This window comes from Escherichia sp. E2661, from assembly GCF_004745185.1.
Classification (GTDB): Bacteria; Pseudomonadota; Gammaproteobacteria; order Enterobacterales; family Enterobacteriaceae; genus Escherichia.
The window spans coordinates 149,201-161,898 of record NZ_PDIG01000001.1; the positions used below are offsets into that span (position 1 = coordinate 149,201).

The window sequence follows — 12,698 nt, forward strand, 5'->3', positions numbered from 1 at the left end:
CAAATCAATCGGCTAAAGGGCCTCATTTTATCATCGGCCTTGAGGCCTGATCTTTATCTGAAAAATAACCAAATACAGACAGATACGCATTACACCACGCGACTGGCCCCGCAGGATCAACAGCATGTTAAATAAAAAGAGCGTGTTGTCCTGATGAAACAAAAAGAGCTATGGATTAACCAGATCAAAGGGTTATGTATTTGTCTGGTGGTGATTTATCACTCGGTCATTACCTTTTATCCGCATCTGACCACTTTCCAGCATCCGTTATCGGAAGTCCTGAGCAAATGCTGGATCTATTTCAATCTTTACCTTGCGCCCTTTCGTATGCCCGTTTTTTTCTTTATTTCCGGCTATTTGATTCGCCGCTATATCGACAGCGTACCCTGGGGAAATTGTCTCGATAAACGCATCTGGAACATCTTCTGGGTGCTGGCGCTTTGGGGCGTGGTGCAGTGGCTGGCGTTAAGTGCACTGAACCCGTGGCTGGCGCCTGAGCGCGATTTAAGCAATGCCTCCAATGCTGCTTATGCCGATTCCACTGGCGAGTTCCTGCACGGGATGCTCACCGCCAGCACCAGCTTGTGGTATCTGTACGCTTTAATTGTCTATTTCGTGATATGTAAAATTTTTTAACCGCCTGGCACTGCCGTTATTCATTCTGTTTGTGCTGATGAGTGTGGCGGTTAATTTCGTTCCCACGCCGTGGTGGGGAATGAACAGTGTGATCCGCAATTTACCTTATTACAGCCTTGGTGCATGGTTTGGCGCAACATTAATGACCTGTGTTAAAGAGGTGCCGTTGCGCCGCCATCTGCTGATGGCTTCTTTGCTGGCTGTTCTGGCGGTTGCTGCCTGGTTGTTTAATATCTCGCTGCTGTTGTCGCTGCTATCGATTGTGGTGATCATGAAACTGTTTTATCAGTACGAGCAGCGTTTCGGTATGCGCTCCACCAGCCTGCTGAATGTGATTGGTTCGAACACCATTGCCATCTACACCACGCATCGCATTCTGGTAGAGATATTCAGCTTAAGTCTGATTCCGCAAATGAACGCGGCCCGCTGGTCGCCGCAACTCGAACTGACGCTCCTGCTGGTTTATCCCTTTGTCAGTTTGTTGATTTGTACTGTTGCTGGATTACTGGTGCGAAAATTTTCACAACACGCATTCAGCGACCTGTTGTTCTCCCCGCCTTCTCTGCCTGCCACCAGTTACTCTCGTTAAGCCATCGCCCCAGCCGGGGCGATTCAATTTGCTAAACCATGTCGATTACGGATAATGAACAGCATTGCTTATCAGAGATATGCCCCCATATGTTGGGGCATATCCTAACGAGACTCTGACAACCGTTATGCCTGAACAATATCGTTATACGCTGCCCGTCAAAGCGGGTGAGCAGCGTCTGCTGGGCGAGTTAACTGGCGCTGCCTGCGCGACGCTGGTGGCGGAAATTGCCGAACGTCACGCCGGTCCGGTGGTACTCATTGCACCAGATATGCAAAATGCTCTGCGTTTGCATGATGAAATCAGCCAGTTCACCGATCAGATGGTGATGAATCTGGCGGACTGGGAAACCCTCCCTTACGACAGTTTTTCGCCTCATCAGGACATTATCTCCTCGCGCCTTTCCACCCTTTACCAGCTACCGACGATGCAGCGTGGCGTACTGATTGTTCCGGTGAATACGCTTATGCAGCGCGTTTGCCCGCACAGTTTTCTCCACGGTCATGCACTGGTAATGAAAAAAGGTCAGCGCCTGTCACGAGATGCATTGCGAACCCAACTGGACAGCGCCGGTTATCGCCATGTTGACCAGGTAATGGAGCACGGTGAATACGCCACGCGCGGCGCGTTGTTGGATCTCTTCCCGATGGGCAGCGAACTGCCTTATCGTCTTGATTTCTTTGATGATGAAATCGACAGCCTGCGGGTGTTTGACGTCGACAGCCAGCGCACGCTGGAGGAAGTAGAAGCGATCAACCTGCTGCCCGCACACGAATTCCCGACCGATAAAGCGGCGATTGAACTGTTCCGCAGCCAGTGGCGCGATACCTTCGAAGTGAAGCGCGATCCAGAACATATTTACCAGCAAGTGAGTAAAGGCACATTGCCTGCCGGGATCGAGTACTGGCAACCGCTATTCTTCAGCGAACCGCTGCCGCCGCTGTTCAGTTATTTCCCTGCCAATACGCTGCTGGTGAATACTGGCGATCTGGAAAACAGTGCCGAACGTTTCCAGGCTGACACGCTGGCGCGTTTTGAGAATCGCGGCGTCGACCCAATGCGCCCACTGTTGCCACCACAAGCGCTCTGGCTGCGGGTGGACGAGCTCTTCTCAGAGCTGAAAAACTGGCCCCGGGTGCAGCTAAAAGCTGAACATTTACCGACAAAAGCAGCGAATGCCAATTTAGGCTTCGAGAAGCTGCCAGACCTGGCCGTTCAGGCGCAACAAAAAGCGCCGCTGGATGCGCTGCGTAAGTTCCTCGAGTCTTTCGACGGTCCGGTGGTGTTCTCGGTAGAAAGTGAAGGTCGCCGTGAAGCGCTGGGTGAACTGCTCGCGCGAATTAAAATTGCCCCGCAACGCATTATGCGTCTTGATGAAGCCAGCGACCGTGGGCGTTATTTGATGATTGGCGCTGCCGAACATGGTTTTGTCGATACGGTGCGTAATCTGGCGCTGATCTGCGAAAGCGATCTGCTCGGTGAACGTGTTGCCCGCCGTCGTCAGGATTCTCGCCGCACCATCAACCCCGATACACTGATCCGTAACCTCGCGGAGCTGCACATTGGTCAGCCGGTGGTCCATCTGGAGCACGGCGTCGGGCGCTATGCAGGAATGACCACGCTGGAAGCAGGTGGCATTACTGGCGAGTATTTGATGCTCACCTATGCCAACGACGCCAAACTGTATGTTCCGGTGTCGTCACTGCATCTGATTAGCCGTTACGCAGGTGGAGCGGAAGAAAACGCCCCGCTGCATAAACTTGGCGGCGATGCGTGGTCACGCGCGCGGCAGAAAGCGGCGGAAAAAGTGCGTGATGTGGCGGCAGAATTGCTGGATATCTACGCGCAACGCGCCGCCAAAGAGGGCTTCGCGTTTAAACACGATCGTGAGCAGTATCAGTTGTTCTGCGACAGCTTCCCGTTTGAAACCACGCCGGATCAGGCGCAGGCCATTAATGCGGTGCTTAGCGACATGTGTCAGCCGCTGGCAATGGATCGTCTGGTGTGCGGCGATGTTGGCTTTGGGAAAACAGAAGTGGCGATGCGCGCCGCTTTCCTGGCAGTAGATAACCACAAGCAGGTAGCGGTGCTGGTGCCTACCACCCTTCTCGCGCAACAGCATTACGACAACTTCCGCGACCGTTTCGCCAACTGGCCGGTACGTATCGAAATGATCTCCCGTTTCCGCAGCGCCAAAGAGCAGACGCAAATCCTTGCGGAAGTGGCGGAAGGGAAAATCGATATTCTGATCGGTACGCACAAACTGCTGCAAAATGACGTCAAGTTTAAAGATTTAGGCCTGCTGATTGTCGATGAAGAACACCGCTTCGGGGTGCGTCATAAAGAGCGCATTAAAGCGATGCGGGCGAACGTGGATATTCTGACACTTACCGCAACGCCGATCCCACGTACGCTGAATATGGCGATGAGCGGAATGCGTGACCTGTCGATTATCGCCACGCCGCCCGCCCGTCGTCTGGCGGTCAAAACGTTTGTCCGCGAGTATGACAGTCTGGTGGTCCGGGAGGCGATCCTGCGTGAAGTTCTGCGCGGCGGTCAGGTTTATTATCTCTACAATGATGTGGAAAACATCCAGAAAGCCGCCGAACGGCTGGCGGAACTGGTGCCAGAAGCGCGGATTGCTATCGGTCACGGGCAGATGCGCGAGCGCGAGCTGGAACGGGTGATGAATGATTTCCATCATCAACGTTTCAACGTGCTGGTTTGTACCACCATTATCGAAACCGGAATCGACATCCCGACTGCCAACACCATTATCATTGAACGCGCGGATCACTTCGGTCTGGCGCAGCTGCACCAGTTGCGCGGTCGCGTCGGACGTTCGCATCATCAGGCATATGCATGGCTGCTGACGCCGCATCCGAAAGCGATGACTACCGATGCGCAAAAACGTCTTGAAGCGATTGCCTCGCTGGAAGATCTCGGTGCTGGTTTTGCACTGGCAACGCACGACCTGGAGATCCGCGGCGCAGGTGAACTGCTTGGCGAAGAACAGAGCGGCTCGATGGAAACCATCGGTTTCTCGCTGTATATGGAGTTGCTGGAAAACGCCGTCGATGCACTGAAAGCCGGACGCGAGCCGTCGCTGGAAGATCTCACCAGCCAGCAAACAGAAGTCGAGCTGCGGATGCCGTCGCTATTGCCAGATGATTTCATTCCTGACGTGAACACGCGTCTGTCGTTCTATAAACGTATTGCCAGCGCCAAAACGGAAAACGAACTGGAAGAGATCAAAGTCGAGCTTATCGATCGCTTCGGCCTGCTGCCTGATCCGGCGCGTACCCTGCTGGATATTGCCCGTCTGCGCCAGCAAGCGCAGAAACTGGGGATCAGGAAGCTGGAAGGTAATGAGAAAGGCGGCGTGATCGAATTTGCCGAGAAAAATCACGTTAATCCAGCCTGGTTGATTGGTTTGCTGCAAAAACAGCCGCAGCATTATCGCCTTGATGGCCCGACGCGCCTGAAGTTTATTCAGGATTTGAGCGAGCGGAAAACGCGTATCGAGTGGGTTCGCCAGTTTATGCGTGAACTGGAAGAGAACGCGATCGCTTAATGGTGAGATCGGGGGTGTTTCTGCGCCCCCATCTGCAACATTTACAAATTCTTTGCACTTCCCTGCACTATCCGACACTGTCACCATCCATAATTCAGGCTTATCTTTTTATTACAATAACCTTATATTTATTATGGATTTTTGGTGATGATCAAAACGCGTTTTTCTCGCTGGCTAACGTTTTTTACGTTCGCCGCAGCCGTGGCGCTGACGCTACCGGCAAAAGCCAACACCTGGCCGCTGCCGCCAGCGGGCAGTCGCCTGGTTGGCGAAAACAAATTTCATGTAGTGGAAAATGACGGTGGGTCGCTGGAAGCGATCGCCAAAAATATAACGTCGGCTTTCTCGCTCTGTTACAGGCTAACCCCGGCGTTGATCCTTACGTGCCACGCGCGGGTAGCGTGTTAACGATCCCATTGCAAACTCTACTACCAGACGCGCCGCGCGAAGGCATTGTGATCAACATTGCGGAGCTGCGTCTCTATTACTACCCACCGGGTAAAAATTCAGTGACCGTGTATCCCATCGGCATTGGTCAGTTGGGTGGTGACACGCTGACACCGACAATGGTGACCACCGTTTCTGACAAGCGTGCAAACCCAACCTGGACGCCAACGGCAAACATTCGCGCGCGGTATAAAGCACAGGGAATTGAGTTGCCTGCGGTAGTTCCGGCTGGACCAGATAACCCTATGGGCCATCATGCGATTCGTCTGGCGGCCTATGGCGGCGTTTATTTGCTTCACGGTACGAACGCCGATTTCGGCATTGGCATGCGGGTAAGTTCTGGCTGTATTCGTCTGCGTGATGACGATATCAAAACACTCTTTAGCCAGGTCACCCCAGGCACCAAAGTGAATATCATCAACACGCCGATTAAAGTCTCTGCCGAACCAAACGGTGCGCGTCTGGTTGAAGTGCATCAGCCGCTATCAGAGAAGATTGATGATGATCCGCAGCTATTGCCGATAACGCTGAATAGTGCAATGCAATCATTTAAAGATGCAGCGCAAACTGACGCTGAAGTGATGCAGCATGTGATGGATGTCCGTTCCGGGATGCCGGTAGATGTGCGCCGTCATCAACTGAGCCCACAATCGCTGTAACTCCCGGATAAAAAAATCCCCGCGGCACAGTATGTCGCGGGGAAAAAAGCAGCAATAGCGGGCATTAATGAGGGTTAATGCTTATTTATAAATGACTGCCGTTCCGTGGAGGGTATTCGGACCGGTTACTGAAGTAATACGGAAAGATTTTGCGCCCATCTCATCCGCTTTTTGTGCCAGCTGTTCTTCCAGCGATCCCAGATTTGTCCCCGCGTTAGCACTAATAGTACCCACTTTTTTGTTGGCCTTCTGGTGTTGCCTGAACTTCGACAGCCGCAAAGCTGGCAAATGACATGGAACTTAAAATCGCCGCAGCGATGAGGGTTTTTACGTTTTTCATAATAGTGGCCTTATGCAGGTGAATGGCGTCGCAAGCAATTACTTAACGATCGATAACTAAATGATAGATGTGATCTGGATCACATACAAGAGGTTTTTTATAACAATCATTAATTAAATTAAAAAACTTTAAATTTCAGTTAAATAGAGAGTTTTTATTTTTCTATTTTCTGGACTGGTGAAGGGAGGTGATTATTTTTATAATAACCATTCATTCACAGCCACCAGGTACAATGGCATCATGGCAACAGACTCAACACATTGTGTAAAAAAAAAGCCGTGGCCGCCCAAAAGTGTTCGACAGGGAAGCCGCGCTTGATAAGGCCATGAAATTGTTCTGGCAGCACGGTTATGAAGCGACTTCCCTTGCGGACCTCGTTGAAGCGACCGGAGCCAAAGCGCCAACGCTCTACGCGGAATTTACCAACAAAGAGGGGTTATTTCGCGCCGTACTCGACCGTTATATCGATCGCTTTGCCGCTAAGCATGAAGCGCAGTTGTTTTGTGAAGAAAAAAGCGTGGAGTCTGCACTGGCGGACTATTTCGCTGCCGTCGCCAGCTGCTTTACCAGCAAAGACACCCCCGCGGGTTGCTTTATGATTAACAACTGCACCACGCTTTCAGCGGATTCGGGCGATATTGCTCATACGGTGAAATCACGTCACGCAATGCAAGAACGCACCTTGCAGCAGTTTTTAAGTCAACGCCAGGCACGCGGGGAAATTCCCGCCCACTGTGACGTAACGCATCTTGCGGAATTTCTTAATTGTATTATTCAGGGGATGTCGATAAGCGCCCGTGAAGGCGCATCGCTGGAAAAACTGATGCTGGTTGCCCGGACAACGCTGCGTTTATGGCCTGAACTGGTGAAGTAAGACGCAAAAAAAAGCCCCTCAAGCCTGAGCGAATGAGGGGCTAAATTGCAGAGTACAGCCTTGTTATACTTTGTTATTCAGAACCAGTTGCCCATTGTTATCTAATGGGATTTGCGTACCCGGATCGCTGTTCATCCGAATTTTGCCCTGCTGATCGCCAATCTTATAGGTCACATCATAACCGAGCATTTTTTCTGACTTGTCATACACCGTTTTACAACGCTGCTGCGTGGTAGTGTAAGTATCGCTTTCCTGGAGAGAGCCCTGGATCTGGTTACCGGCATATCCACCGCCCAGCGCCCCCACAACAGTGGCGACATCTTTACCGCGACCACCGCCAAATTGATGCCCTATCACCCCGCCAGCGACGGCCCCGAGGACCGAACCAGCAATGCGGTTTTCATCCTGCACCGGTCGGCGATGGGTCACCGTGACATTGCGACACTCCTGACGCGGTGTTTTAACCGTTTCCTTGATTGGGGTTGCTGAGACAACCTGAGCGTATTGCGGGCCACGTTCAAACACGTTCAGACTGGCCACTGCCGCTACGCCAAGCGCAGCCGCTACACCAATCCCGATACCCGCCAACATTGATTTATTCACGGGAACACCTCCTTCTTTGCAGTTATGACAATCATGCAAGCGAAGGGGAAAAGCAGCTATCAGACAGAAGATGAAAAGCGTGGGAATAGCAGGAAAAGCTGAAGGATTCAGAGGAGTCTGAAGGAATGCCTGATGCGACGCTTAACGCGTCTTATCAGGCCTACCGCTCGTACCATTTGTCCAGGGCGGATAAGGCGTTTACGCCACATCCGCCAGTGTACGCCGATTAATGCAACTTCAAACGCGGACGGATAACGCGGTTGATACTGCCCACCAGCATCATTAATCCGGTTTTAAAGTAGCCATGCAGCGCAATCTGATGCATTCGGTATAGCGAGATGTACACAAAGCGCGCAATTCGTCCTTCAATCATCATTGAACCGCGCGTCAGGTTACCCATCAGGCTACCGACGGTGGAGAAGTTGGACAGCGATACCAGCGAACCGTGATCCTTATACTGATAATTTTTCAGCGGTTTACCGTTCATCTGCGCCAGAATGTTGTTCATTGCGCAGGTCGCCATCTGATGTGCGGCCTGAGCGCGCGGCGGTACAAAGCCCCCTTCCGGACGCGGGCATGACGCACAGTCGCCAATAGCGTAAATGTCTGGATCGCGCGTGGTTTGCAGCGTCGGTTCCACCACCAGTTGGTTAATACGGTTGGTTTCAAGACCACCAATATCTTTCAGGAAATCTGGTGCCTTTATCCCGGCAGCCCACACCATCAGATCGGCCTGAATATATTCACCATCTTTAGTGTGCAAACCGCCTTCATCGGCACTGGTAACCATAGTTTGCGTCAGCACGCGAACGCCCAGTTTCGTTAACTCATTGTGAGCCGCAGCAGAGATACGCGGCGGTAACGCTGGCAAAATTCGCTCTCCCGCTTCCACCAGAGTAACGTTCAGGGCTTCGTTGGTCAGCCCTTTGTAACCGTAACTGTGCAGTTGTTTCACGGCATTGTGCAATTCGGCAGAGAGCTCTACGCCGGTCGCGCCGCCGCCAACAATCGCAATATTCACTTTGCCATTGGCGCCCAGGTTAGCAGAAAACTTCAGGAACAGATTCAGCATCTCCTGATGGAAACGACGTGCCTGATGCGGGTTATCAAGGAAAATGCAGTTCTCTTTTACGCCCGGCGTGTTGAAATCGTTAGAGGTGCTACCCAGCGCCATCACCAGCGTGTCGTAAGCAATTTTCCGCTCTGGAACTAACAATTCACCTTTTTCGTCGCGCAGTTCAGCAATGGTGATTGTTTTCGCTTCACGATCGATATCAACCACAGAACCCAGCTGAAACTGGAAACCATGATTACGCGCATGGGCCAGATAGCTCAGCGCATCAACGCCTTCATCGAGCGATCCGGTCGCCACTTCGTGCAGCAACGGTTTCCACAGGTGACTGTGGTTACGATCGACCAACGTAATTTTGGCTTTTTTCTTGCGCCCCAGCTTATCTCCAAGCTGTGTTGCCATTTCCAGCCCACCAGCACCGCCGCCGACAATCACAATTTTTTTTCAATGGCGTAGTCAACGTGACCCCCTTAAATTTATTAACCAATTGTTAATTAATGGTTATTAACATAGCTCTTAATTAACAACAGGTTACAGCAATGAAAATGTTCTTCGCTATTGAGAATAACATGAATGGTGCATTGGTCATACCAAAATTGATGTTAATCAAGTTTTGTTGCTGAAAAGATAGGCGACTTTACCTGTTGAGATCAAAAAACAGAGTTTATTGTTTATTATTCGAGCTAATTCGGAAGGGTTATATAGCGTGAGGCGTGTATGAAGGGCGTTTGCCAGGCCTGATAAGATGCGCAGCATCGCATCAGGCATTGGTGCTCGGCTGTCGGATGCGGCGTGAACGCCTTAATCCGGGTCGCATCAGGTACCGACAAGGTTACCTGATGCGACGATGCCAATTAACCGAGGGTTTTGAATGCTTTAATGCGCTGCAAATGCGGAGAGATATTTTTGAATTTGTGCGTCTGCTCTTCGTCCCAGACAATCTCGTAATAATGATGCAGCTCTTCAGATGTCCGCTGACTGTTAAGCGCTTCATCGTGACGCGACAAAATCACCAGGCAACGATCGCGATTCTTCTCACGGAAGTTGGTCACACACTTGGTGGCAATATCGGCATACTCTTCCGGGCGATCAATCTTCCCTTCCATGTTCTCATAAGGGAACAAATTGGGATTGAAGATCACCTGGCGAATATCACAGAGAAAACCAATCCGCTCTGCCCAATAACCGCCCAGACCAACACCACAAATGAGCGGGCGCTCGTCGACGTCAGTTGCAGCATTTTGTCCACTTCTTTGAGCAAATGCTGCATATCATGTTTCGGATGCCGCGTACTGTAGCTTATTAGCCGTACATCCGGGTCAATAAACTGCAATTGTAAGACTTTCTCGTGGTTACCCGGACTGTTAGAGTCAAAACCGTGCAAATAGATAATCATCGCTTCCTCACATAAGCCAGGGTTAATGACCTGCCTTCTCTTCCTGCCAGCGTTCATGTAACTGATTCAGACGGGCGCTGATCTCTTTCCAGCGAGCCGAGTCCATCAGTTCCTGTCGCGAAAATGAACCTTTATGATACAAACGTGTAACACGTTCTGCCTTGATCGGTGACAGATTATCTAACACGCTGACGGCTCCTTTACGATTATTGCAGACCAGGATCATATCGCAACCTGCATCCAGTGATGCCTGTCCACGCTCGGCATAACTGCCCATAATCGCGGCACCTTCCATCGATAAATCGTCAGAGAAAATCACGCCGTCAAACCCCAGCTCCTGACGTAAAACAGTTTTCAGCCAGTGGGGAGAACCGCTCGCCGGACGCGGATCAACATCGCTGTAGATCACATGCGCGGGCATAATGGCATCGAGTTTATTTTCGCGAATTAACGTACTGAAAACCGACATATCTTTGGCACGAATTTCCGCTTGCGGGCGTGGGTCGCACGGCGTCTCTTTGTGTGAATCTGCAGTTACGGCACCGTGACCAGGAAAATGTTTACCGGTGGTTTTCATTCCGGCTTCATGCATCCCATCAATAAACCGACTGGCGATTGCGAGGGCTTTTTCTGGATCGGCATGATAAGAACGTTCACCAATCGCCGCGCTGATATGTCCTACGTCCAGCACTGGTGCAAAGCTGATATCAATATCCATAGCGATCATTTCGCTGGCCATCAGCCAACCTGCCTCTTGCGCCAGTTTGCCCCCCTCTTCCATACCTAACAACGCAGCGAATGATTGTGCTGCCGGTAAGCGGGTAAAACCGTCACGAAAACGCTGCACACGTCCACCTTCCTGATCCACCGCCACCACCAGGTGATTGCGTGAAGCTGCGCGGATCTGGCGTACCAGTTCGCGCAACTGTGCTGGATCATGATAGTTACGTGTAAAGAGAATCAGCCCTCCCACCAGCGGATGCGCAAGTATTTCGCGCTCTTCCGCGTCCAGTTCATAACCTTCAACATCCAACATTACTGGACCCACACTGCTCTCCTTATTGTTTTATTGATAGCTGCCGCCAGGTGTCATTGGCCAGCCTGATAAATTGTTGATCGCCGGTTTGTTGCCAGCGGTACTCAAACCACCCTGCTTTCAGCATCAGTAACCAGGGAAACCAGCGCCTGACCTGATGCCACAAATGCGCCGGATTAATATTCGCCCGCACGGCATAGTCATTAACTAATTGCCGGTGCTGCTCACTATTTTCCACCCACACCGCCGCCAGTTCCAGAGCGATATCACCATCACCGGCATACTCCCAGTCGATGAGCTTTAGCCCTGACGAGGTATAGACTAAGTTCCCTGCATGAACATCCATATGCAACGGGCTTAAACGTAATGGCTGTGGTTCCCGTATTTTGCGCAGTCGTTTTAATAGTCGCAGCCAACCCGCTGTCCGCCGCGCCGGATCGCTTCGCTGCCAGTACCGTTCCAGTAACGGCAGCAAGGTTATTCGCCAGCCAAAACGCGGTTGTTGATGCAGATAATACAGCAAGCCTGCCAGTTCGTCGGTATCCGGCAATTGCGTTTTTACCTCGCCGGGCAAATAGTCGACCACCATCCAGCCACGGAGATAGAGATGTGGCTTTGGTGCAAGGTATGCCGGTAATCGTGATAACGCCCGGTACTGGCGCAGAAACACGGACTGCGGCGCATCAGGATCGTGAGTCTGACGCACAACAAAACGCTGATCCTGATGTTCAATGAGAAAACTCCCGCCGCTAAGTCCACTGTTAAACGTCGCGACGGGGTGATACTGCGGGAAATAGCGCGACAATAACTCGTCGCGCGTGATGGGATTATTGTTGCTGAACGGCACCTTTACCTGACCAGATAATTTCGCCCGTCTGCACCAGCATCAACTGCATTTGCAGGGTCGGAGCGTTAACGTTGCCAGAGGCGCTGGAGTACAGCACGTAATGAGCCCCCACGTTGCGAGCAATACCAATGGCTTTACTACGGGTGCCTAAGCTATCCTGCGGCGACAAACCTAACTGCTGCTTGGCCATCGAAAGCTGCTGGGCGGAAACGAGGGTAAATTTACCGTTATTAGCCAGTGCATTGCGCAGCGTTTCTGTCGCTTCCCCGGTATTCAAAGAACCATTGGTGCGGTTATTGACGCTATCAACCAGCAAGACGCTGCCTGCGGTCACGCCATCGGCCCCAAGCATCTTACCGACCATCGGCTGCATTGCGCCATTCCAGTCATAATGACGAATATGCGGCGCAGGCGGTGCGGTTTGGTCTTCGTGCTCAATTGGCCCTGGCTGCTCCGGGATCGTCGGCACTGATGGCACTGTGGGTACTGGCTGTTGCGGCTCAGCCGGTTGCTCCGGCGCAGGTTTTACTTCTTCTACCGGTGCGGGTTCACGTGGCCCCACACACCCGGCAAGAAACATCGCCAGCGCGGTGATTAAAGCGTAGCGACTCATTTTTGTCATCAA

The 12,698-nt window shown here is 51.8% G+C and carries 5 protein-coding genes and 6 pseudogenes; 4 read left to right on the forward strand and 7 right to left on the reverse strand.

Annotated elements, in window-relative coordinates:
- Positions 1-153: 153 nt before the first annotated feature.
- The 3 genes and pseudogenes from CRI63_RS00855 to ldtC all read left to right on the forward strand — a co-directional run bounded on the left by CRI63_RS00855 (position 154) and on the right by ldtC (position 5,905).
- Positions 154-1,225, forward strand: a pseudogene (locus tag CRI63_RS00855) (acyltransferase family protein).
- Positions 1,226-1,352: 127 nt separating this feature from the next.
- Complete coding sequence (mfd, locus tag CRI63_RS00860; protein ID WP_135518201.1) at positions 1,353-4,799, forward strand: transcription-repair coupling factor; 3,447 nt, start codon at positions 1,353-1,355, stop codon at positions 4,797-4,799.
- Between the two features lie 144 nt (positions 4,800-4,943).
- Positions 4,944-5,905: pseudogene (gene ldtC, locus CRI63_RS00865) on the forward strand (L,D-transpeptidase LdtC).
- Between the two features lie 81 nt (positions 5,906-5,986).
- Here the strand turns inward: ldtC and bhsA are convergent.
- A pseudogene (gene bhsA, locus CRI63_RS00870) lies at positions 5,987-6,245 on the reverse strand (multiple stress resistance protein BhsA).
- A gap of 240 nt (positions 6,246-6,485) precedes the next feature.
- On the opposite strand from bhsA, the pseudogene comR reads away from it, so the two are divergent.
- Positions 6,486-7,119, forward strand: a pseudogene (gene comR, locus CRI63_RS00875) (TetR family copper-responsive transcriptional repressor ComR).
- Between the two features lie 63 nt (positions 7,120-7,182).
- On the opposite strand, the gene CRI63_RS00880 reads toward comR, so the two are convergent.
- From CRI63_RS00880 to lpoB, 6 genes and pseudogenes are all read right to left on the reverse strand, one after another.
- Positions 7,183-7,722, reverse strand: a complete 540-nt coding sequence (locus CRI63_RS00880) for a glycine zipper 2TM domain-containing protein (protein ID WP_064528599.1) — start codon at positions 7,720-7,722, stop codon at positions 7,183-7,185.
- 226 nt (positions 7,723-7,948) lie between these two features.
- Positions 7,949-9,254: pseudogene (gene ndh / locus CRI63_RS00885) on the reverse strand (NADH-quinone dehydrogenase).
- A 394-nt stretch (positions 9,255-9,648) separates the two neighbouring features.
- Positions 9,649-10,190 (reverse strand): annotated as a pseudogene (gene ycfP, locus CRI63_RS00890) (alpha/beta hydrolase YcfP).
- A gap of 22 nt (positions 10,191-10,212) precedes the next feature.
- Positions 10,213-11,238, reverse strand: a complete 1,026-nt coding sequence (nagZ, locus tag CRI63_RS00895; protein ID WP_130222875.1) for a beta-N-acetylhexosaminidase — start codon at positions 11,236-11,238, stop codon at positions 10,213-10,215.
- A gap of 10 nt (positions 11,239-11,248) precedes the next feature.
- Positions 11,249-12,073: a thiamine kinase gene (gene thiK / locus CRI63_RS00900; RefSeq protein ID WP_135518203.1), complete on the reverse strand. Its 825-nt coding sequence runs from the start codon at positions 12,071-12,073 to the stop codon at positions 11,249-11,251.
- Positions 12,054-12,695, reverse strand: coding sequence for a penicillin-binding protein activator LpoB (gene lpoB / locus CRI63_RS00905; protein ID WP_130205559.1), 642 nt, complete (start codon positions 12,693-12,695; stop codon positions 12,054-12,056). The genes thiK and lpoB overlap by 20 nt, the downstream gene beginning before the upstream one ends.
- Between the last annotated feature and the right edge of the window lie 3 nt (positions 12,696-12,698).